Raw genomic sequence first — 21,562 nt, forward strand, 5'->3', positions numbered from 1 at the left:
GACGAAAGACGTCGTGCTCGCTGGCGGTCTCGTGGACGGCGAGTCGAGGAACCGCGCCGACCGACCACCGGCCGGGAGGCACGGTGCCGGTCCGCCCCGCGCCTCCCGTCCGGTGTCGTGTCGTGTCGTGTCGTGACGTGACGCGTTGTCTCGCGTTGTCCACGCCGTTTGGTCGCACGACGTGCCGTGCGCGGGTCGAGTTGGTCGCACGATCGGTCGGCCCAGCCGAACGTGAGCGGCATGTCGTGCGACCAACCCACGTCACCCGCCGGGTGCGCCCGGGCCCGCACACGACGGGCCGCCCGCGCCGCCCGCGCCGCCCGCGCCGCCCGCGCCCTCGCCCGACACGCAGGAGCGCCGCCCGACCGAGGTGGAGCGGCGCTCCGCGGGGGACGAGCCAGGTCAGACGGCGGGGTACTGCCCGCGACGCACCTGCGGCTTCGGCAGGCGGAGGAACCGCAGCTGCCACGCCCGCGTGAGGATGTAGAGGAAGGTCCCGCGCTGCATCGAGCCGAACTTGTTCGTGAGCTTCTTGCGGAGGGACAGCCAGAGGACGACGCAGTCGAGCACGAACAGCGCGACGAACGCCCACACGAGCAGCAGCGCGTACGAGGCGAGCACGGTCTGCGCGGCGGCGAACCCGAGGATGAGGAAGATCACGAGCACGGGCATCATGACCTCGCCCACGTTCCAGCGGGCGTCGATCCAGTCGCGCACGAACCGACGCTGCTCGCCGCGGTCCTTCGCCGGGAGGTAGCGCTCCTCGCCGTTGGCCATGCCGACGCGGGCCTTCTCGCGCTCGGTGTTCAGTCGGGCGCGCGCGGCCTTCTTGTCGGCGGGGGAGTTGCCGACGAGCGGACGACGGTTCGCGGCCTCACGCTCACGACGGCTCGGCGTCGGCCGGCCCTTGCCCTGCTCGAGGAGTTCGTCCTCGGTGGGGTTGACGGTCGTGTTGGTCTTGGGGGCTGCCTTCGCCACGGTGCGTTCCTGACTGCGGTTGCGTGCTGGATCGTCCTCTAGATTACGGGACATGACCGACACCGACCAGCACGCAGCAGCCACCGACCCCGCACTCCTCGACGCCCTGCGCGAACACGTGCAGGGGGCGCTGCCGGCGACCATCGCCGACCTGTCCGCCCTCGTCCGCCTGCCCTCGGTGTCGTGGTCCGCGTTCGACCCGGCGAACGTCCGGGCGAGCGCCGAGGCCGTCGCGGACCTGGCCCGGTCGACCGGGGTCTTCGCCGCGGACGACGTCCGGATCGTCCGCTCCGCGTTCGAGGGCGCCACGTCGGACGTCGCCGAGGAGCACGCGGACGAGCAGCTCGGCCAGCCCGCCGTGCTCGCGGTCCGCCCGGCACGGAACGGCAAGCCGACGGTGATGCTCTACGCGCACCACGACGTGCAGCCGCAGGGCGACGACGCGCTCTGGGAGACGCCGCCGTTCGAGCCGACCCTCCGCGGCGACCGCCTCTACGGCCGCGGCGCCTCGGACGACAAGGCCGGCGTGATGACCCACATCGCCTCGCTCCGCGCCCTGCACGCCCAGTTCGGCGACGACCTCGACCTCGGTGTGGTCCTGTTCGTCGAGGGCGAGGAGGAGTTCGGCTCCCGGTCGTTCCGCACGTTCCTCCGGGAGCAGAAGGAGCACCTCGCCGCCGACGTCATCGTCGTGGCGGACAGCGACAACTGGTCGGCCGAGGTGCCCTCGATCACGGTGTCGCTCCGCGGCAACGCCACGTTCAAGCTGACCCTCACGACGCTCGAGCACGCGAGCCACAGCGGGATGTTCGGGGGAGCGGCGCCCGACGCGATGATCCCGATGGTGCGCCTGCTCGCCTCGCTCCACGACGACGACGGCTCGGTCGCGGTCGAGGGGCTGACCTCGTACGACGCGGACGTCCCCGAGCGCACCGACGAGGAGCTCGCGGCGGACGCCGCCCTGCTGCCCGGCGTCCGCCCGGTCGGCACCGGTCCGGTCCTCAGCCGGATGTGGTTCCAGCCGTCGATCACGGTGACCGGCATGGACGTGCCGAGTGTCGCGAACGCGTCGAACACCCTGCTGCCCACGGTCTCCGCGCGGGTCTCGGTCCGGATCGCCCCCGGGCAGTCCGCCACCGACGCGTACGAGGCCGTCGAGCGCCACCTCCACGCCCACGTGCCGTTCGGCGCCCGCCTCGAGATCAGCGAGCCCGACGCCGGTGACGGCTTCCTCGTCGACACCGCCGGCTGGGCCGTGCAGGACGCGCGGACGGCGATGCGCGAGGGATGGGGCGCCGACGCCGTCGAGCAGGGGATCGGTGGGTCGATCCCGTTCGTCTCCGACCTCGCCGCGGAGTTCCCGGACGCGCAGATCCTCGTCACGGGCGTCGAGGACCCGGACACCCGCGCGCACAGCCCGAACGAGTCGCAGCACCTCGGCGTCCTGCACCGCGCGATCGCGTCCGAGACGATCCTGCTGGCGCGGCTCGCGACGCGCTGACGCGCTGCAGGACGGACGGGAGGCCCGTGGCGGCGCCGCCACCGGCCCCACGCCCGCCGGTGCCGGCGTGACGCGCCAGCGGCACGTCGGCCGTGCCGGGTGGGGAGCCTCCCGTCCGCCCGTGCTCTCCACAGGGCCGCGTCCCTCCACAGCGCGCACCCGCCTGCTGCGCGCGTCGGTGGCGCGTGCTTACAATCGTCACGAGGCGCGGTGATCCGCACCGCCCGGAGGGAGACGCGCGATGAGCGACACCATCACCGAAGCGCAGACCGCCACGGCGACCGAGACGCCGACGCACGGCGTGCAGCTGAGCGACGCGGCCGCGGCGAAGGTGGCGAGCCTCCTCGAGCAGGAGGGCCGTGACGACCTCCGCCTGCGCCTCGCCGTGCAGCCCGGTGGCTGCTCGGGACTCATCTACCAGCTCTACTTCGACGAGCGCATGCTCGACGGCGACACCACCGCCGAGTTCGAGCCCGGGGTCGAGGTCGTCGTCGACAAGATGAGCGTCCCGTACCTCGACGGCGCCACGATCGACTTCGAGGACACCATCCAGAAGCAGGGCTTCACGATCGACAACCCCAACGCGCAGGGCAGCTGCGCGTGCGGCGACAGCTTCCACTGACGCCCACCAGCCGACACGCGAGCGGGGAGTGACCGGACAGGTCGCTCCCCGCTCGCGTTCGTCCCGGTCAGAGCGGCGTCGACGGCTGCGGATCGGGGGCACGCGGGACCCGGGTTGGCACGAGCTGTCCCCGGCTGCGAGTAAGCTAGGAGTGTTCCAACCAAGCTGGGAGCGGGCCATGAGCGACCTTCGTGTCGCGGCCGCTCCGGGTTCACGTCTTTGCGAGAGGTCATAGTGCGTTCGAATCGCCGTATACGTTGGGCGGCCATCCCGGTGGCCGTCGGTCTGGTCGTCGCACTGGCTGGCTGCACGCAGCAGCAGCTCAACGGATGGCTCCCCGGCACGGAAGAGACGCGCGACGTCACGAACCACACCAGCCGCATCGTCGGTCTGTGGACCACCAGCTGGGTCGTCCTCCTCGCGGTCGGTCTGATCGTCTGGGGCCTCATCATCTGGGCCGCCATCGTCTACCGCCGCCGCAAGGGCCAGACCGGCCTGCCGGTGCAGATGCGGTACAACATGCCGCTCGAGATCTTCTACACGATCGTCCCGCTCATCCTCGTGCTCGGCTTCTTCGCCTTCACCGCGAAGGACCAGGCCGCGATCGAGCAGCCCTTCGCCAAGGCCGACGCGACGATCCACGTCTACGGCAAGCGCTGGGCGTGGGACTTCAACTACATCAACGAGGACGACAAGTCCAAGAGCGTCTACTACCAGGGCATCCAGGCCCAGGAAGAAGAGAACGCCAACGGCGCGATCGACGAGTCGCAGCTCCCGACGCTGTACCTGCCCCAGGGCAAGAAGGTGCACATCGAGCTGTCCTCGCGCGACGTCAACCACTCCTTCTGGGTGATCGACTTCCTCTACAAGAAGGACATGATCCCCGGCAAGCAGAACGACGAGTACTTCATCCCCGAGAAGCTCGGCACGTACCAGGGCAAGTGCGCGGAGCTCTGCGGTGAGTACCACTCCCTCATGCTCTTCCAGGTGAAGGTCGTCACGCCGACCGAGTACCAGAAGTACCTCGACTCCCTCGCGGAGCAGGGCAAGACGGGGCTCCTCGGCGACGAGTACAACACCAACACGAACGAACCGAACAACAAGGCGCCCGTGACGGCGTCCGAGAACGATTAGGGGCTCCGTCAGATGACCACGTCGCTCGTCGGCCAGCCGGCGGCAGGCACCACGACCCTGGACTTCCAGGCGTCGAAGGTGGGCCGCAAGGGCAACATCATCGTCCGGTGGATCACCTCCACCGACCACAAGACCATCGGGTACATGTACCTGATCGCGTCGTTCATCTTCTTCCTGCTCGCGGGTGTGATGGCGCTCGTCATCCGCGCCCAGCTCTTCGAGCCCGGCCTGCACGTGGTCGCGACGAAGGAGCAGTACAACCAGCTCTTCACGATGCACGGCACGATCATGCTGCTGCTCTTCGCGACGCCGCTCTTCTCGGGCTTCGCGAACGCGATCATGCCGCTGCAGATCGGTGCGCCGGACGTCGCCTTCCCGCGACTCAACGGCTTCGCCTTCTGGCTCTACGTCTTCGGCGCGCTCATCGCGGTCGGCGGCTTCCTCACCCCGCAGGGTGCGGCCTCGTTCGGTTGGTTCGCCTACGCGCCACTGAGTGACACGACGTTCACACCAGGACTCGGTGGGACGCTGTGGGTCTTCGGTCTCGGCATGACCGGCTTCTCGACCATCCTCGGCGCCGTGAACTTCATCACGACGATCATCACGATGCGTGCCCCGGGCATGACGATGTTCCGCATGTCGATCTTCACGTGGAACACCCTCGTGACGGCGCTCCTCGTCCTGATGGCCTTCCCGGTCCTCGCGGCGGCGCTGTTCGGCCTCGGCCTCGACCGCGTGTTCAACGCCCAGATCTTCAACCCGGCGAACGGCGGGGCGCTCCTCTGGCAGCACCTGTTCTGGTTCTTCGGCCACCCGGAGGTCTACATCATCGCGCTGCCGTTCTTCGGCATCGTGTCCGAGATCTTCCCGGTGTTCAGCCGCAAGCCGATCTTCGGCTACAAGACCCTCGTCTACGCGACCATCTCCATCGCGGCCCTTTCGGTCACGGTGTGGGCGCACCACATGTACGTCACCGGTGGCGTCCTGCTCCCGTGGTTCTCGCTCATGACGATGCTCATCGCGGTCCCGACCGGCGTGAAGATCTTCAACTGGGTCGGCACGATGTGGCGCGGCTCGGTGACCTTCGAGACGCCGCTGCTCTGGTCCGTCGGCTTCCTCATCACCTTCACCTTCGGTGGTCTCACCGGTGTGATCCTGGCGTCGCCGCCGCTCGACTTCCACGTGTCCGACTCGTACTTCGTCGTCGCGCACTTCCACTACGTGGTGTTCGGCACCGTCGTGTTCGCGATGTTCGCCGGGTTCTACTTCTGGTGGCCGAAGTGGACCGGCAAGATGCTCAACGAGCGCCTCGGCAAGATCCACTTCTGGCTGCTGTTCATCGGCTTCCACACGACGTTCCTCATCCAGCACTGGCTGGGCGTCATCGGCATGCCGCGTCGCTACGCGACCTACCTGCCGAACGACGGCTTCACCTGGATGAACCAGCTGTCGACGATCGGCTCGATGATCCTGGCGATCTCGTTCCTGCCCTTCATCTACAACATCTACGTCACCGCGCGGAACGCGCCGAAGGTCGCCGTGAACGACCCGTGGGGCTACGGCCGCTCGCTCGAGTGGGCGACCAGCTGCCCGCCGCCGCGCCACAACTTCACGTCGATCCCGCGGATCCGTTCCGAGTCCCCGGCGTTCGACCTGAACCACCCCGAGGCCGGTGTGCCGATCGGTGTGGGCCCGGCGAAGGACGCCCCCGACGCCCCGACCTACGACGCCGCGAAGGGCGAGGTGAAGTAACGCCATGCGCGCCAACAAGAACCTGTTCTGGATCCTGTTCGTCTTCTTCATCCTCGCGGATGCCGCGTACACGATCTGGTCGATCATCTACTACAACGGCGTCATCGAGTGGGTCGGCACGGTGTCGATCGGCCTCACCGGGATCATGTCCGCGTTCATCGCGTTCTACCTCGGCAAGGTCATGTCTTCGCAGGGCGGTGTCCTCCCCGAGGACCGCGCCGACGCGAACATCGAGGACGGTGACGCCGAGCTCGGGCACTTCAGCCCGTGGTCGTGGTGGCCGATCCTCCTGGCCTTCGCCGTGGGCATCTGCTTCCTCGGCGTCGCGGCCGGCCTCTGGCTCGTCCCGATCGGCATGGCGTTCGTCGCCGTGACGCTCGTGGGCTGGGTCTACGAGTACTACCGCGGGAACTTCGGACACTGACGTTCCTCAACCCCTGACGGACTTCGGGCGGCACCACATCCGGTGCCGCCCGAAGTGCGTCCGGACCACGGCCGCCGGTCGCTCGACCGAGCGGCAGCGCCCCACCCGGGCGACACACCAGAACGACTCCCCGGCCCCGAACCGGGAACAACCCGGCCCGCAAGCGGCTTGACTCGAAGCGGACCACCCCCACCACAGCGAAAGGAGTCACCTCAGGTGACCGACAAGCGCACCCTCATCATCTTCGGCGCGACGGGCGACCTCGCCTCCCGCCTGCTGCTGCCGGGCCTCGGCACGTTCCTGCAGAGCGGTCGAGCGGTCCCCGTCCAGCTGATCGGTACGGGCCGCAGCGCCCGGAGCGAGGAGCAGTGGAAGGACGTCGTCACGAATTCGTTCGCGTCGCAGGACGTGAAGGGCCCGGAGGTCGACGCGACCCTCGAGTCGACGCAGTTCATCCAGGGCGACCCGACCGACCCGAAGCACCTCGAGGCGCTCCTCGCGGCCGCCGACGCCGAGCCGATCCTCTACTTCGCGCTCCCGCCGCAGATCGCCTCGGACATCTGCGAGGCGCTGCAGGAGGTCGAGCTCCCCGAGGGCACGACGCTCGCGTTCGAGAAGCCGTTCGGCACCGACGTCGCCAGTGCCGAGGCGCTCAACAAGACCGTCCTCGAGCTCGTCCCCGAGGAGCGCGTGCACCGCACCGACCACTTCCTCGGTCGCACCACGGTGCTCAACATCATCGGCCTGCGGTTCGCGAACCGCCTCTTCGAGCCGATCTGGAACGCGGACAACATCGAGAAGGTCGACGTCTTCTACGACGAGACCCTCGGCCTCGAGAACCGCGCGCAGTACTACGACGAGGCCGGCGCCCTCGTCGACATGATCCAGTCGCACCTGCTGCAGATCCTCGGACTCGTCACGATGGACGCCCCGGCCGCCATCGACGCCGTCGAGTTCCGTTCCTCGCTCGCCCGTGTGCTGCGGTCGACGCGGCTCAAGGGCGACGACCCCAAGGTCGCGTCCCGCCGTGCCGTCTACACCGAGGGCACGATCGACGGCAAGGAACTGCCGTCCTACCAGGACGAGGACGGCGTCGACAAGACGCGCGGCACCGAGACGCTGGCCGAGATCGAGGTCGAGGTCGACACCGCTCGCTGGGCCGGTGTGCCGTTCACGCTCCGTTCCGGCAAGGCGCTCGGCGCCAGCCGCAAGGAAGTGCTCATCACCTTCAAGCCCGTCACGCGCCTGCCCTCCGGTCTGACCGGTCGGCCGAAGCAGGACACGCTGCGCATCGTCCTGAACCCGGACGAGATCGAGCTGAGCGTGTCGGCGAACGGCGGCGGCAACCCGTTCGAGATGGGCCAGGTCACGCTGTCCTCGTCGTTCGACGACGGCGAGCTCACGCCCTACGGCGAGGTCCTCAACGGCATCTTCCACGACGACCCGCTGCTCTCCATCCGCGGTGACGTGGCGGAGCGCTGCTGGGAGATCGTCGAGCCGGTCGTCGACGCCTGGAAGGCGAACGACGTCCCGCTCGAGGAGTACCGCGCCGGTTCGCGCGGCCCGGCGGACTGGGTGAGCTCGTCCTGACGGACGCACCTGTCGTGCCCTGAACGGGCGCAGGAGACGGACGGGAGGCACGGCGCCAGCTGGCACCGTGCCTCCCGTCCGTTGCGTGCGGTCTCAGGACGCGGTGCCGGCGCGCTCGCCCTCACCGGTCCAGGAGCGCGTGCCGCCGTCGTGGACGGCGAGGCGCGTCCGGTGCCCCGCCGACGCGCCGCGGGCGCGCGCGATCGCGTCGGCCGCCGAGACGAGCGTCAGGTGCGACAGCGCCTGCGGGGTGTTGCCGATGTGGTGCCCCGTCGCGACGTCGATCTCCTCGGAGAGCATGCCGACTTCGTTCGCGAAGCCGACGAGCACGTCCATGAGGCGTTCGGCGTCCTCGATCCGGCCGGAGGCGGCGTACTGCTCGACGAGCCAGAACGAGCAGGCGAGGAACGGGTGCTCGCTGCCGGACAGGCCGTCGAACCCGGCCTCTGTGCGGTAGCGGAGGACCAGTCCGTCGTCGCCGGTGCGGAGGTCGTGCTCGATCGCGGCGACCGTGCCCGTCATGCGTGGGTCGTCGGCCTTCACGTAGCCGATCTGCGGGAGCACGAGCAGGCTCGCGTCGACCTCGTCGGTGTCGTAGTGCTGCCGGTAGCTGTTCCGCTCCGGGTTCCAGCCGTGCTCCTCGATCTCGGCGCGCACCTGTTCGCGGAGCGTGCGCCAGCGGTCGACCGGGCCCTCGAGGCCGAACTCCTCGACGGCTGCGACGCCGCGGTCGAACGCCGCCCAGATCATCGCGCGGGAGTGCGTGAAGTGGCGCCGGGGTCCCCGCATCTCCCAGATGCCGTTGTCCGGCTCCTGCCAGTGCTCCTCGACGTACCCGAGCAGGGCCCGCTGGAGCGCCCAGGAGTCGGCGTTCTCCTCGACGCCGAGCTCGCGGGCGTCGTGCAGGGCCGCGAGGACCTCACCGAACACGTCGCCCTGGTACTGCGTGTAGGCCCCGTTGCCGATCCGGACCGGCGTCGAGTGCGCGTACCCGGGCAGCTCGTCGAGGGTGCGCTCGGGCAGGTCCCGCTCGCCCGCGACGCCGTACATGATCTGCACGTCGGCCGGGTCGCCGGCGATCGCGCGGAGCAACCAGCCGCGCCAGTGCGCGGCCTCGTCGCGGTACCCGTGCGCGATCAGCGAGGCGAGGGCGAGCGAGGCGTCGCGCAGCCACACGTACCGGTAGTCCCAGTTGCGTTCGCCGCCGGGGTCCTCCGGGAGGCTCGTGGTCGCGGCCGCCACGACGCCGCCGGTCTCACCGTGGGTCATGGCGCGGAGGAGGAGCAGCGACCGTCGTGTCGCGTCGACGTACCGGCCGTGCGTGCGGACCGGCGTCATCCAGTCCTCCCACCAGCGCGTGGTCCGGTGCAGTGCCGCGGTCACGTCGAGGGGCTCCGGCGGCTCGCGGTGGGACGGGTACCAGGTCAGGACGGTGTCGAGGACCTCGCCGTCCCGCACGGTCGTGGTCACCCGGTGGTGGCGGTCGTGCGAGCGGAAGCGCGGACCGCGCACGACGACCGAACCGGGGCCGGCCGTGGCGAGGAGCGCGGGGTCCTCCTCGCCGCCGATCTGCCGCACCCACGGCAGGGCCCGTGCGTAGTCGAACCGGATCGTCAGGACCTGCTCGACCTCGACCTCCCCTCGGAGTCCGCGGACGCGACGCACGATCGAGGCCCGGTGTGCGCCCATCGGCATGAAGTCCGTGACCTCGACGACGCCGGTGCTCGTCGTCCAGACCGTGGAGAGGACCAGGGAGTCACCGACGTAGCGACGGTGGACGGTGGCGTCCTGGTCGGTGGGACGCAGTGACCAGCCGCCGTGCTCGGCGGACCCGAGCAGCGCCGCGAAGGTGGACGGGCTGTCGAAGCGGGGGAGGCAGGCCCAGTCGACCGTGCCGTCCCGCGTGACGAGCGCCGCGGTGTAGGTGTCGCCGATCAGGGCGTGGTCCTCGATGCGCGCAGAGTGCATGCCCCGATCGAACCACGCCACCGCCCGGCGGACGCTGCGCTGAAGAGGTGCTCAGCCGGGTGCGCCGACGTCGTGCATGAGGTCGGGCCGCCGCGAGCGTCTCCGCGGGCGTGTCAGTCCGCCTCGACGACCCCGACGCGCTGCAACTCCGTCCAGAGTCCGGCGCCGTCCGGCGCGAACACCCACGGTGCCGCCGAGTCACGCGACCGCTCCTGCGCCTTCGAGCGGCCACCGGCGAGGACCGCCTCGCTCGTGGAGAGCTGCCGGATCGCCACCGCGGCGACGTTGTCCGGGTGCTCCCGCGAGAACTCGCCGTACAGCGACTCGTCGTGCTGGCCGTCGTCGCCGACGAGCAACCACTGCACGTCCGGGAAGTCACGGGCCAGACGCCGGAGGTTCTCCTGCTTGTGGAGCTGACCGCTCCGGAAGAAGCGGTCGTGCGTCGGACCCCAGTCCGTCAGCAGCAGGGTGCCGGTCGGGTACATGTTCCGGGTGAGGAACCGCTGCAGGGTCGGCGCGACGTTCCACGCGCCCGTGGACAGGTAGACCGTCGGGGCACCGGGGTGCTGCGCGAGCACGCGTTCGTAGAGGACGGACATGCCCGGGACCGGACGTCGTGCGTGCTCGGTGAGGACGAACGAGTTCCACGCCGCGAGCATCGGGCGGGGGAGGCTCGTCACCATCACGGTGTCGTCGATGTCCGAGAGCAGCCCGAAGCGGGTGTCCGGGTGCACCACGAAGACGTCGGCCTGGACGGCGCGCGTGCCCCCGGCGGAGAGCTCGATCGTGCGCCACCCGGGCTCGAGGTCGATCGGGACGATGGCGTCGACCACACCGCCGCGGTCCGACTGGACGACGTGGCTGCGACCGCCGGCCGTGATCGTGACCTCGGCCGAGTCGACCGCCACGCTCGTGAAGCTGCGCCACCCGCGGACCCCGATGTACGAGGCGTCCGAGGCGAGGCCGCGGCGGGTGAGCAGCACGCGCGCGAGGACGCGGACCCAGCCCGGGGCACCGTACCCGGTGTAGGGGATCACGGTGGGGACGAGTCCGCGGCGACGGGCGCGCTGCTCGCGGAACTCCTGCACGGCGTCCTCGATGCGTGCCGCTCGGTGCAGGATCGGCTCGGCCAGCGACGGCTCGTGGGGAGTCGGGTCGGGCATCGCTCCATCATTCCACGCCGGGGCGTCGCCGGACCCGAGGTTGCTCATCCTCGACCGGGAGAGTCGCAGCCGAGTTCCAGACGAAGTCTGCGACCATGGGCCGGACACCACCGTGCACCTGTCGTGTGGACGGTGAAACACAACGCACCGCGCGGGCCACCGCGTGGGGAGCGCGTCGAGGACGCGAGAAGGAGTACACGTGCTCGTCACCGAGGTTTCGAACGCACTGCCGGGGGGATCATCACTGCTCAGGAACGAGCCGGTCCAAGCCCGCAGTTCGGCGCGCCTCGCCGGTCTCCTCGACGCCGCCGCCGCGGTCATCGACGAGATCGGGTTCGAGCGCCTGACCACGGCCATGGTCGCCGAGCGCGCCGGGGCGTCGATCGGCACCGTCTACCGCTACTTCCCGGACCGCATCGCCGTGGTCGAGGCCCTGGCCATCCGCTGCACCCAGCGTCTGGCCGCGCGCTTCGTCGACGCGCTCGAGTCCAGCGGCGCGACCGACTGGAAGGCCGGCTGCGACGCGCTCATCGACATGACGGCCGAGATGTACCGCACCGAGCCCGGGTTCCGTGCGATCGGCTTCGGCGACACCGCCGACGCCGGCACGGGGGACGACGAGGACCGGATGGCCGCGCTCGGGGGCGCCGTGAGCCAGGTCATGCGCGAGCGCTTCGACCTGCCCGCGGGCGAGGCGGTGGACCGGGCGTGGACCGTCCTCGCCGAGTCGGGGCACGCCGTGCTCGCGCGGGCGCACGCCGACCGCGACCAGCCCGACCGGGCGCTGGTCGAGGCCTACCGCACGATGACGCACAGCTACCTCGAGACGGTCCTCCGCGACGCCTGAGTCGCAGCCGCCCATCCGCCGACGCCCGCGCTCCGAAGAGGAGTCGCGGGCGTCGTCGCGTCGGCGTCCCGGTCGTGCTCGCTGTCCCTGAGGCGACACGGGGCGTCACGACGGAACCCGTGTCGGTCCTCGCGGGTACTCTCGTGCGGAGTCGGGCTACCTCCGAACAGAAGGGCACCCATGATCGAGTTCCGCTCGGTACGCAAGACGTACCCGGACGGCACCACCGCGGTCGAGGACTTCCACCTCGTCATCCCCTCCCGGACCACCACGGTCTTCGTGGGGTCGAGCGGTTGTGGCAAGACGACGCTCCTCCGGATGATCAACCGCATGGTCGATCCGACCTCGGGCTCGGTGTCCATCGACGGCGAGGACGTCGCCTCCGTCGACCCGGTGCAGCTCCGCCGCCGCATCGGCTACGTGATGCAGAACGCCGGCCTCCTGCCGCACCGTCGCGTCGTCGACAACATCGCGACCGTGCCGCTCCTGACCGGCGTGTCCAAGGCGAAGGCGCGCGAACGTGCCCTCGAACTGATGGACACCGTCGGGCTCGACCGCGCGTTCGCCAACCGGTACCCCTCGCAGCTCTCCGGTGGCCAGCAGCAGCGCGTCGGCGTCGCCCGCGGGCTCGCGGTCGACCCGAACGTCCTGCTCATGGACGAGCCGTTCGGAGCCGTCGACCCGCTCGTGCGGAACGACCTCCAGGACGAGCTCATCCGCCTGCAGCGCGAGCTCGGCAAGACCGTGGTCTTCGTCACGCACGACATCGACGAGGCGTTCAAGCTCGGCGACCAGGTCGTCATCCTGAAGAAGGGCGGCGAGATCGCGCAGCAGGGCACCCCGGCCGAGATCCTCGCCGAACCCGCCGACGACTTCGTCGCGAACTTCATCGGTGCCGGCCGTGGTCGTCGCGCACTCCGGGTCGAGCAGACGCCGACCGGGCCGATCGTCGTGGACGGCGACGGCCGTGCTGCCGGGGTCCTGACGGGCCCGGTGCAGGTGGTGGACGCCGCGGCCGCGGTGCCGCAGGGAACAGAGGCCGGGGCGCGTGACACCGCCCCGGGTGCTCCGGCGCAGGGTGGGGGGCCCCGGTGAACTGGGTCCTGTCGAACCTCGACACCATCGGCGACGCGACCGTCGCGCACCTCGCGATCGCCATCCCGCCGATCTTCATCGCGTTCCTGCTCTCGATCCCGATCGGGTGGATCGTCGTCCGGTTGCAGCGCCCCGGGGGATCCCGTTTCTCGTCCGGTCTCGGCAGCGGCATCGTGACGTTCGCCGGGCTGCTCTACGCGATCCCGTCGCTCGCGCTCTTCGTCGCGCTGCCGGGCATCATCGGCACGAGCCTGACCAGTCCGGTGAACGTCATCATCAGCCTGACCATCTACGGCCTGGCCCTCATGGTGCGGTCGACGGTGGACGGTCTGACCTCGGTGGACGCCGCGACCGCTTCTGCCGCGACCGCGATGGGGTACTCGTCCGGTCAGCGGTTCTTCCGCGTCGAGCTCCCACTGGCCGGTCCGGTCCTGCTCGCCGGCCTCCGCGTCGTCGCCGTGTCCACGATCTCGCTCACCACCGTCGGTGCCGTGCTCGGCATCCAGAGCCTCGGGTCGCTCTTCACGGACGGGCTCGCCCGCGGGATCTACGAGGAGATCATCTCGGGGATCGTCATGGTGCTCGTCCTCGCGTTCGCGCTCGACGGGTTGCTCGTGCTGCTCGGGAGGCTCGTGATGCCGTGGACCCGCCGAGTCCAGACCGGTCGGCGGTCTGCCCGACGAGTGCTCCAGCAGGCGGAGGTGACGTCGTGATCATCGGCAGCGCGTTCGCTTGGGTGTTCGACCCGCAGAACTACTCCGGCTACAACGCCATCCCCGGCCGCCTCTGGGAGCACGTCTGGATCACCCTCCTCGCAGTGCTGATCGCCTCGCTCATCGCGGTGCCCCTCGGGTACGCGATCGGGCACACCGGGAAGCTCCGGGGCTTCTCCATCGCGACCTCTGGTGGCGTCCGAGCGCTCCCCACGCTGGGTGTCCTGTCGCTGTTCGGGCTCCTGCTCGGCATCGGGCTCGAAGCACCGCTCCTCGCACTCGTGATCCTCGCGATCCCGTCGGTCCTCGCCGGCGCGTACTCGGGGATCGAGTCCGTCGAGCCGGTCACCGTCGACGCCGCGAAGGCCCAGGGCATGACCGGCTGGCAAGTGCTGTGGAAGGTCGAGATCCCGCTCGGGCTCCCGCTGCTCATCGGGGGCATCCGAGCCGCCGTCCTGCAGGTCGTCGCCACCGCGACGCTCGCCGCATACGTGGGGGCCGGCGGGCTCGGCGGGTACTTCTTCCTCGGGTTGAAGACCCAGGACTACGCCGAGATGCTCGGCGCCTCAATCCTCGTGATCGCACTCGCGATCGCGTTCGAGATCGTGTTCGCCGCACTCCAGCGGGCGGCGGTGCCCAAGGGCACCGCCGACCCGTCGGCTCGGCGGCGCCAGGGGTCGCGCGAGCGGTCCCGCAATCCCATCCCGGAAGGAAATCCATCGTGATCACAGCAAAGATCCGTGCCGGCGTCGCAGCAGCGCTGGCACTGGGCGTCGCGGCAGCCCTGACCGGTTGCGCGTCGAGCAACCCGCTCGACAGCGGCTCCAGCGCCTCCAGCGACTCGAAGACGATCGTCATCGGGTCGCAGCAGTACTACTCGAACGAGATCATCGCCGAGATGTACGCGCAGGTCCTCGAGAAGGACGGCTTCCAGGTGAAGCGGAACTTCAACATCGGGCAGCGCGAGATCTACCTCCCGCAGCTCCAGAAGGGCGCGATCGACGTCATGCCCGAGTACAGCGGCAACCTGCTGCAGTACTACGACAAGAACTCCGACGCGAAGACCTCGTCGGAGATCGACTCCGCCCTGACCAAGGCGCTGCCGTCCGGCCTCCGCGTGCTCGACGAGGCCGAGGCGACCGACCAGGACAGCTACACCGTCACCAAGAAGTTCTCCGAGGACAACGACGTCACCAGCCTGGCGGACCTCAAGAACGTCAAGGAGAAGCTGACCGTCGGCGCGAACTCCGAGTTCCAGACCCGTCCGTACGGGCCGAAGGGCCTCAAGTCGGTCTACGGCGTGGACGTGGACTTCAAGGCCGTCGAGGACTCCGGCGGAGCGCTCACGGTCAAGGCCCTCAAGGACGGCACGGTCCAGCTCGCGGACATCTACAGTGCCGACCCGAGCATCAAGGCGAACGACTTCGTCTCGCTGAAGGACCCGGAGAACCTGATCCTCCCGCAGAACGTCATCCCGGTCGTCTCGAAGAAGGTCGACGACAAGGCGGCGGCCGACATCGACAAGGTCAGCAAGGTCCTCACGACCGACGCGCTCATCGACCTCAACGCGAAGAGCGTGAACGACAAGGAGAAGGCGTCCACCATCGCCAAGGACTTCCTCACCGAGAAGGGTCTCCTCTAGGCGTACCGGCACGGCACGAAAAGCGACAGGCGTCGGGCTTCGGCCCGGCGCCTGTCGTCGTTCCGCGAGACATCGTCGCAGCACGCTTGTTCCGCACAACCGTGCCGTGCAGTTCTTCTGCACGTTCGTGCAGAGGGCGGTTCTACAACTTGTCGAAGCAGGTGTCCGAACGGTAGCGTGGAGGTGTCCCAACGGCCTGTGACACCAGAAGTTCCCCCTTCCACAGGAAGCAACTGACGTGCACCAACAGCGCGCGGCGACCCGGCTCGGAAACGCCGCATGAACGACATCCTCGATCCGCTCATCCTGTCGCGGTGGCAGTTCGGTCTGACGACGATCTACCACTTCCTCTTCGTGCCCCTGACCATCGGCATGGCCGTGGTCGTCGCCGTGTTCCAGACCGCCTGGGTCCGGACGGGGCGGGCGCACTACCTGCAGCTCACCCGGTTCTTCGGGCGAATCTTCCTGATCAACTTCGCGATGGGTGTCGTCACCGGCATCGTGCAGGAGTTCCAGTTCGGCATGAACTGGTCGAACTACTCCCGCTTCGTCGGTGACGTCTTCGGTGCGCCGCTCGCGCTCGAGGGCATCCTGGCGTTCTTCTTCGAGGCGGCGTTCATCGGCCTCTGGATCTTCGGCTGGGACCGCCTGCCGAAGAAGGTGCACCTCGCGACGATCTGGTGCGTGAGCATCGGCACGATGCTGTCGGCGTACTTCATCCTCGCGGCGAACGCGTTCATGCAGCACCCGGTCGGTTTCGCGATCAACGAGGCCAAGGGCCGCGCGGAGCTCACCGACATCTGGGCCGTGCTGACGAACAAGGTGGCCCTCGCTGCCTTCCCGCACACGCTGTTCGGGGCGTTCATGGTCGCGGCGTCGGTGATCATCGCGGTCGCCGCCTGGCACCTGGCGCGCAACCAGAACCTCGAGACGATGATGCCGGCGCTCAAGTTCGGCATGTGGACGATGCTGGCGTCCGGGGCACTCACGGTCCTCACCGGCGACCAGCTCGGACTGACGATGGTCGACACCCAGCCGATGAAGATGGCGGCGGCCGAGGCGCTCTACAACACCTCGACCGGCAAGGACGCCTCGTTCTCGATCTTCACGCTCGGGACGCCGGACGGGGTGCACGAGCTGTTCTCGATCCGCATCCCGTACCTGCTGTCGTTCCTCTCGACGCACACGTTCAACGGCACGGTCGAGGGCATCAACGACCTCCAGGCGCAGTACTCGCAGGTGTACGGCGCCGGCGACTACAAGCCGATCATCTGGGTGACCTACTGGGCGTTCCGCTGGATGATCGCCCTCGGCGTGGGTGCCGTCCTGGTCTCGCTCGTCGGGCTGTGGCTGACCCGCAAGGGCCGCTTCCCGCAGCAGCGCTGGGTCTGGCGGATCGCCACGTGGGCGATGCCGCTGCCGATGGCCGCGATGATCATGGGTTGGATCTTCACCGAGATGGGTCGCCAGCCGTGGCTCGTCTTCGGGCTGCTCAAGACCGCGGACGGCGTCTCGCCGAACGTGACCGGGCTCGAGGTCCTCATCTCGCTCGTCGTGTTCACGCTCATCTACGGCGCCCTCGCGGTGGTCGAGTTCCGGCTCATCAAGAAGGTCGCACAAGAGGGCCCCGCCGCCCCGGCGGAGGTCGACGAGGAGACCGGTGAGGTCAAGCACGAAGTGACGGTCTACTGATGGATCTGCCGGTTCTCTGGTTCGCGATCGTCGCGCTGTTCTTCGTCGGCTACTTCGTCCTCGACGGCTTCGACTTCGGCGTCGGGATGTCCCTGCCGTTCCTCGGCAAGGACGACACCGACCGTCGGGTGCTCATCAACACGATCGGCCCCGTCTGGGACCTCAACGAGACGTGGGTCATCGTCGCGGGCGCCTGCCTGTTCGCGGCCTTCCCCGAGTGGTACGCCACGATGTTCTCGGGGTTCTACCTGGCGCTGCTCCTCATCCTCGCGGCGCTCATCGCCCGCGGCGTCTCCTTCGAGTACCGCCACCAGGAGAAGCACCTGGAGTGGAAGCGCCGCTTCGACCTCATGATCATCGTCGGCAGCGCGCTCCCGTCGTTCCTCTGGGGTGTCGCGTTCGGCAACGTCGTCCGGGGCATCCCGATGGACGCCGGCCACAACTTCACGGGCACGCTGTTCGACCTGCTCAACCCGTTCGCGCTGCTGACCGGCCTCGCGACCCTGATGGTGTTCTTCACGCACGGCGTCGTGTTCGTCGCGCTGAAGACCGAGGGCGAGATCCGGGTCCGCGCGAAGCGCCTCGCGACCCGTGCGGGCATCCTCACGATCGTCGTCGGTGCGGCGTTCCTCGTCGCGATGGCGTTCGTCCGGGCGACGCCGGCGAGTCTCGTGCTGTCCGTGGTGGCGGCGCTGGCCCTCGTCCTCGCGGTCCTCTGCAACGTGTGGGGCAAGGAGGGGCGGGCGTTCACACTCATGGCGGTGACGATCGCGGCGGTCGTCCTGGCGATGTTCACGGCGATCTTCCCGAACGTGATGCCCGCGTCGAACGACCCGGCCAACAGCCTGACCGTGGTCAACGCTGCGAGCGGGCAGTACACGCTGACCGTGATGAGCTGGGTGGCGCTGATCTTCGTGCCGCTCGTGCTCGCTTACCAGGCCTGGACCTACTGGGTGTTCCGCAAGCGCGTCTCGCGGGCACACATCGGCCAGGCGGCCCACTAGCCGGCAACCCGGACGAAGCACGCAGACCAGGAGGACGCTCGTGAAGCCGCTCGACCCGCGACTGCTGCGACTGTCGCGCACGGCGCGCGGCTTCATCGTCGCGGCCGCGGGCACCGGTCTGCTCCGGACCCTGGCGACCATCGCGATCGCCTGGGGCATCTCCGCTGCCGTCACGATCGGGGTCGACGCGGTCCGTGACGGTGCGCTCCCCACGACGTTCGCACAGGCGCTCGGCCTGCTCGGCGCAGCGTTCGTCGTGCGGGCACTCGCCGCGTGGGCGACGGACGACCTCGCCGCCCGTGCCGCGGCGCGCGTGAAGAGCGAGCTGCGCGCGACCGTCCTCACCCGGGCCGCCGAGCGTGGTCCGACGTGGCTCGCCGAACGGTCGAGCGCCGGGTTCGCCACGACGCTCGGGCCGGGCCTCGACGCCCTCGACGCCTACTTCGGCCGGTACCTGCCGCAGCTCGCCCTCACGGCCGTCGCGACCCCGGCGCTGCTCGTGTCGATCGGCATCGGAGACCTCACGAGCGGGCTCATCGTGCTGTGCGCGCTGCCGGTCATCCCGGTGTTCATGATCCTCATCGGCCTCGCGACCCAGGCGCTGCAGCGGAAGCAGTCGGACGCCCTCGCGACCCTCGGTGGCGCGTTCACCGAGGCCGTCGAGGGCCTCGCCACGCTCAAGGTGTTCGGGCGGGCGCGGCGCCAGGTCGGACGGATCGGGACGCTCACGGACGCGTACCGGAAGCAGACGATCGGCGTCCTCAGGCTCTCGTTCGTCAGCGGGTTCGCCCTCGAGCTCGCGGCGAGTCTCGCGGTCGCGCTCGTCGCCGTGTCGATCGGCGTCCGGCTCGTCGACGGGTCGCTCGGGCTCGGCGCCGCGATGTTCGTGCTCGTCCTCGCCCCGGAGGCCTTCGCTCCGATCCGACAGGTCGGCGCCGACTTCCACGCGGCGCAGGACGGTGTCGAGGCCTCGGCAGCGGTCCTCGACGTCCTCGACGACGACACGGCCGGTGGCGTGCACCGAGCGCCCGCGGTCGCCACCACGCAGGCGACCGCCCTCGTCCTCGACGGGCTGAGGATCCACCGTCCGGACGTCGTCATCGGGCCGATCGACCTCCGCGCCGAGCCCGGCACCGTGGTCGCGCTCTCCGGCCCCAGCGGCTCCGGCAAGTCGAGCGTCATCGCCGCGATCCGCGGCGCGCTCCCGCACGAGGGGTCCGTGACGCTCCCCGGACCGGCCGGCAGCACCGCAGCGGAGCGCACGGCCTGGGCGGACCAACGGCCGCGCCTCGTCCGCGGGACCATCGCGGAGAACGTCGCGCTCAGCGCGACCCCCGACGGAGCGGCCGTGAGGTCCGCGCTCGGTGCGGCGGGGCTGGGACTCGACCCGGGCCTCCCGGTCGGATCCGGCGGCGCCGGCCTGTCCGGCGGGCAGGCGCAGCGCGTCGCCGTCGCGCGCGCCCTGTACCGCGCCGCGCGCGCCGACACGCCGCTCGTCCTGCTCGACGAGCCGACCTCCGCGCTCGACGCGGACGCCGAGGCGCACGTCGTCTCCACCATCCGTCGGCTCGCCGCCGACGGCCGCGTGGTCGTCGTCGCAAGCCACCGACCGGCCGTCCTGGCCGCGGCGGACGTCCGGCTCGACGTCGGATCCGCGTCGGTCGCCGTGACGAGCGGGGCACGAGCATGAGCCGGGAGGCCCGACCCGCGTCCGTCCTGCGGCTCGCCATGCCCCACGGGGCCGGCTGGGGCAAGGCCGTGGCAGCCGGCGCGCTCAGCGCACTGTGCGCGGTCGCGCTGCTCGCCGCGAGCGGCTACCTCATCACGCGGGCGGCGGAGCACCCGCCGATCCTGTACCTGACGCTCGTCATGGTCGGGGTGCGCGCGTTCGCACTCGGCCGCGCCGCACTCCGCTACGTCGACCGGCTCGCGGGGCACGACGCGTCGTTCCGGCAGCTCGCGGTCGTGCGCACGGAGATGTACCGCCGGCTGTCGTCGGTCGCGCCGGCCGGGCTCGGGTCCACCGGACGCGGCGACCTCCTCACCCGACTCGTCACCGACACCGACCGACTGCAGGACCTGCCGATCCGGGTCGTCAGTCCGCTCGTATCCGCCGGGATCGTCGCCGTGCTCTCGGTGGTCGCGGTCGCGCTCGTGTCGGTGTGGGCCGCGGTCGTGCTGCTGCTCGCGCTCGCGGTCGCGGCGCTGCTCGGCTCGGTCGTGACCGCCGCGGTGGCCCGGCGCTCCGACGAGCGGACAGCGGCGGAGCGGGGTCGGGTCGCGGACCTCGTGCTCGACACGGTCCGCACCCTCGACGTGTTCACCGCGTACGGCACCCTCGGCGAGCGGCTCGACCACATCGCACGGCTCGACGCCCGCGTCACCGCAGCCGTGCGTCGTCGCGGCGCCGTCGAGTCGCTCGTGGGTGCACTCGTCGGGCTGATCGGCGGCGGTGCGGTCGTGGGGATCCTCGCGGTCGGGGCGCCCGCCGTCGTGTCCGGCGCGCTCGACGGCCCGCTCTGGGCGCTCGCGGTCTTCGTCCCGCTCGCCCTGTTCGAGGTCGTCGGGGGCGTGCCGCTGGCGGTCCTGACCCTCCGCCGGGTCCGGGCGGCAGCGGACCGCGTCGAGCAGGTCGTGCCCGCGACCGTGCCGGACGGCATCGTGCCGGAGCCCTCGGCGCCCGCCGACCCCGCCTCGCTCGAGGTCGACGGCCCGGTGTCGGTGTCGGTGCGTGACCTCTCGGTGCGCTGGCCGGGTGCGAGCGTCGACGCCGTGTCCGGGGTCTCGCTCGACCTGCGGCCCGGCGAGGTCGTGGTCCTGGAGGGACCGAGCGGCGCGGGCAAGAGCACGCTCGTGGACGCGCTCGTGCGGTTCGTCGACCACCGCGGCTCGTTCACGATCGACGGGGTGCCGGCGAAGGACCTGCACCCCGACGTGGTTCGTGCACGCATCGGGCTGATCGAGCAGGACCCGTTCGTCTTCGACCAGTCCGTGCGGCAGAACCTGCTCTTCGCGCGCGACACCGCCACCGATGCCGAGCTGCTCGACGTGCTCGACCGGGTCGGCCTCGGGTCGTGGGTCGCTGCCCGCGGCGGTCTCGACGCCGGCGTGGGGGAGCGCGGCGTCCTCGTCTCCGGTGGTCAGGCGCACCGGCTCGCCCTCGCGCGGGCGCTCCTGCACGCGTTCCCCGTACTCGTGCTGGACGAGCCCACGGCCGACATCGACCCCGACCTGGCGGACGCGCTGCTGCGTGACCTGGTCGGCGCGGCCCGGCGGGCCGGACGGACCATCCTCGTCGTGTCCCACGTCCCGGTGGCGGCCGACCTCGTCGACCGGACCCTGCGGATGCGGGACGGACGACTCGTCGGGGCCTGACGCGGTGCCCGCCCGCCACCTGGCGGGCCGGTGCCGGCGTCACGGGGCCGGGCCGTGCCTCC

The 21,562-nt window shown here is 70.2% G+C and carries 18 protein-coding genes; 15 read left to right on the forward strand and 3 right to left on the reverse strand.

The window, feature by feature from the left end:
• Positions 1-402 precede the first annotated feature (402 nt).
• Positions 403-978 carry a DUF3043 domain-containing protein gene (locus ACRQ4C_RS07385; protein ID WP_290132079.1) on the reverse strand — a complete coding sequence of 192 codons (576 nt, stop codon included), beginning with the start codon at positions 976-978 and terminating at the stop codon, positions 403-405.
• A gap of 52 nt (positions 979-1,030) precedes the next feature.
• Between ACRQ4C_RS07385 and ACRQ4C_RS07390 the strand changes: the two genes are divergently transcribed.
• The 6 genes from ACRQ4C_RS07390 to ACRQ4C_RS07415 all read left to right on the forward strand — a co-directional run bounded on the left by ACRQ4C_RS07390 (position 1,031) and on the right by ACRQ4C_RS07415 (position 8,001).
• Positions 1,031-2,479: a dipeptidase gene (locus tag ACRQ4C_RS07390; protein WP_439690674.1), complete on the forward strand. Its 1,449-nt coding sequence runs from the start codon at positions 1,031-1,033 to the stop codon at positions 2,477-2,479.
• A 241-nt stretch (positions 2,480-2,720) separates the two neighbouring features.
• A complete protein-coding gene (locus ACRQ4C_RS07395; RefSeq protein WP_058725877.1) occupies positions 2,721-3,101 on the forward strand; it encodes a HesB/IscA family protein in 381 nt (126 codons plus the stop codon).
• Positions 3,102-3,335: 234 nt separating this feature from the next.
• Complete coding sequence (ctaC, locus tag ACRQ4C_RS07400; protein WP_290132076.1) at positions 3,336-4,235, forward strand: aa3-type cytochrome oxidase subunit II; 900 nt, start codon at positions 3,336-3,338, stop codon at positions 4,233-4,235.
• Between the two features lie 12 nt (positions 4,236-4,247).
• Positions 4,248-5,987, forward strand: coding sequence for an aa3-type cytochrome oxidase subunit I (gene ctaD, locus ACRQ4C_RS07405; protein WP_290132075.1), 1,740 nt, complete (start codon positions 4,248-4,250; stop codon positions 5,985-5,987).
• Between the two features lie 4 nt (positions 5,988-5,991).
• A complete protein-coding gene (locus ACRQ4C_RS07410) occupies positions 5,992-6,411 on the forward strand; it encodes a cytochrome c oxidase subunit 4 (RefSeq protein ID WP_290132074.1) in 420 nt (139 codons plus the stop codon).
• 216 nt (positions 6,412-6,627) lie between these two features.
• A complete protein-coding gene (locus ACRQ4C_RS07415) occupies positions 6,628-8,001 on the forward strand; it encodes a glucose-6-phosphate dehydrogenase (RefSeq protein ID WP_439690675.1) in 1,374 nt (457 codons plus the stop codon).
• Positions 8,002-8,094: 93 nt separating this feature from the next.
• Here ACRQ4C_RS07415 and ACRQ4C_RS07420 read toward each other — a convergent pair whose 3' ends face one another.
• Complete coding sequence (locus tag ACRQ4C_RS07420; protein WP_439690676.1) at positions 8,095-9,990, reverse strand: glycoside hydrolase family 15 protein; 1,896 nt, start codon at positions 9,988-9,990, stop codon at positions 8,095-8,097.
• A 92-nt stretch (positions 9,991-10,082) separates the two neighbouring features.
• Positions 10,083-11,132, reverse strand: a complete 1,050-nt coding sequence (locus tag ACRQ4C_RS07425) for an App1 family protein (protein WP_290132071.1) — start codon at positions 11,130-11,132, stop codon at positions 10,083-10,085.
• 199 nt (positions 11,133-11,331) lie between these two features.
• On the opposite strand from ACRQ4C_RS07425, the gene ACRQ4C_RS07430 reads away from it, so the two are divergent.
• The 9 genes from ACRQ4C_RS07430 to cydC all read left to right on the forward strand — a co-directional run bounded on the left by ACRQ4C_RS07430 (position 11,332) and on the right by cydC (position 21,500).
• The gene (locus tag ACRQ4C_RS07430; protein WP_290132070.1) at positions 11,332-11,979 is read left to right on the forward strand and encodes a TetR/AcrR family transcriptional regulator; all 648 of its coding nucleotides are present in this window, start codon (positions 11,332-11,334) and stop codon (positions 11,977-11,979) included.
• Positions 11,980-12,159: 180 nt separating this feature from the next.
• Complete coding sequence (locus ACRQ4C_RS07435) at positions 12,160-13,074, forward strand: ABC transporter ATP-binding protein (RefSeq protein WP_439690677.1); 915 nt, start codon at positions 12,160-12,162, stop codon at positions 13,072-13,074.
• Positions 13,071-13,787 carry an ABC transporter permease gene (locus ACRQ4C_RS07440; protein WP_290132068.1) on the forward strand — a complete coding sequence of 239 codons (717 nt, stop codon included), beginning with the start codon at positions 13,071-13,073 and terminating at the stop codon, positions 13,785-13,787. Before ACRQ4C_RS07435 ends, ACRQ4C_RS07440 begins: the two co-directional genes overlap by 4 nt.
• On the forward strand, positions 13,784-14,512 hold the full coding sequence (locus tag ACRQ4C_RS07445; protein WP_290132067.1) for an ABC transporter permease: 729 nt from the start codon (positions 13,784-13,786) through the stop codon (positions 14,510-14,512). Before ACRQ4C_RS07440 ends, ACRQ4C_RS07445 begins: the two co-directional genes overlap by 4 nt.
• A complete protein-coding gene (locus ACRQ4C_RS07450) occupies positions 14,509-15,429 on the forward strand; it encodes an ABC transporter substrate-binding protein (protein WP_290132066.1) in 921 nt (306 codons plus the stop codon). Before ACRQ4C_RS07445 ends, ACRQ4C_RS07450 begins: the two co-directional genes overlap by 4 nt.
• Before the next feature lie 279 nt (positions 15,430-15,708).
• Entirely contained in the window at positions 15,709-17,121 is a 1,413-nt protein-coding gene (locus tag ACRQ4C_RS07455) for a cytochrome ubiquinol oxidase subunit I (protein ID WP_290132065.1), read from the forward strand.
• Positions 17,121-18,125 carry a cytochrome d ubiquinol oxidase subunit II gene (cydB, locus tag ACRQ4C_RS07460; protein ID WP_290132064.1) on the forward strand — a complete coding sequence of 335 codons (1,005 nt, stop codon included), beginning with the start codon at positions 17,121-17,123 and terminating at the stop codon, positions 18,123-18,125. The genes ACRQ4C_RS07455 and cydB overlap by 1 nt, the downstream gene beginning before the upstream one ends.
• Positions 18,126-18,165: 40 nt before the next feature.
• Entirely contained in the window at positions 18,166-19,815 is a 1,650-nt protein-coding gene (gene cydD, locus ACRQ4C_RS07465; RefSeq protein ID WP_439690678.1) for a thiol reductant ABC exporter subunit CydD, read from the forward strand.
• On the forward strand, positions 19,812-21,500 hold the full coding sequence (cydC, locus tag ACRQ4C_RS07470; protein WP_439690679.1) for a thiol reductant ABC exporter subunit CydC: 1,689 nt from the start codon (positions 19,812-19,814) through the stop codon (positions 21,498-21,500). The genes cydD and cydC overlap by 4 nt, the downstream gene beginning before the upstream one ends.
• The last annotated feature ends 62 nt before the right edge of the window (positions 21,501-21,562 follow it).

The sequence above is a fragment of the Curtobacterium sp. SP.BCp genome (assembly GCF_051903255.1).
GTDB lineage: Bacteria > Actinomycetota > Actinomycetes > Actinomycetales > Microbacteriaceae > Curtobacterium.

What these genes read in the sequence shown, in the direction of transcription:
- ctaD (WP_290132075.1), top strand. Translation starts at nt 4,248, where the DNA reads ATGACCACGTCGCTCGTCGGCCAGCCGGCGGCAGGCACCACGACCCTG.
- ACRQ4C_RS07425 (WP_290132071.1), bottom strand. Translation starts at nt 11,132, where the DNA reads ATGCCCGACCCGACTCCCCACGAGCCGTCGCTGGCCGAGCCGATCCTG.
- cydB (WP_290132064.1), top strand. Translation starts at nt 17,121, where the DNA reads ATGGATCTGCCGGTTCTCTGGTTCGCGATCGTCGCGCTGTTCTTCGTC.
- ACRQ4C_RS07390 (WP_439690674.1), top strand. Translation starts at nt 1,031, where the DNA reads ATGACCGACACCGACCAGCACGCAGCAGCCACCGACCCCGCACTCCTC.
- ACRQ4C_RS07455 (WP_290132065.1), top strand. Translation starts at nt 15,709, where the DNA reads ATGAACGACATCCTCGATCCGCTCATCCTGTCGCGGTGGCAGTTCGGT.
- ACRQ4C_RS07395 (WP_058725877.1), top strand. Translation starts at nt 2,721, where the DNA reads ATGAGCGACACCATCACCGAAGCGCAGACCGCCACGGCGACCGAGACG.
- cydC (WP_439690679.1), top strand. Translation starts at nt 19,812, where the DNA reads ATGAGCCGGGAGGCCCGACCCGCGTCCGTCCTGCGGCTCGCCATGCCC.
- ACRQ4C_RS07435 (WP_439690677.1), top strand. Translation starts at nt 12,160, where the DNA reads ATGATCGAGTTCCGCTCGGTACGCAAGACGTACCCGGACGGCACCACC.
- ACRQ4C_RS07410 (WP_290132074.1), top strand. Translation starts at nt 5,992, where the DNA reads ATGCGCGCCAACAAGAACCTGTTCTGGATCCTGTTCGTCTTCTTCATC.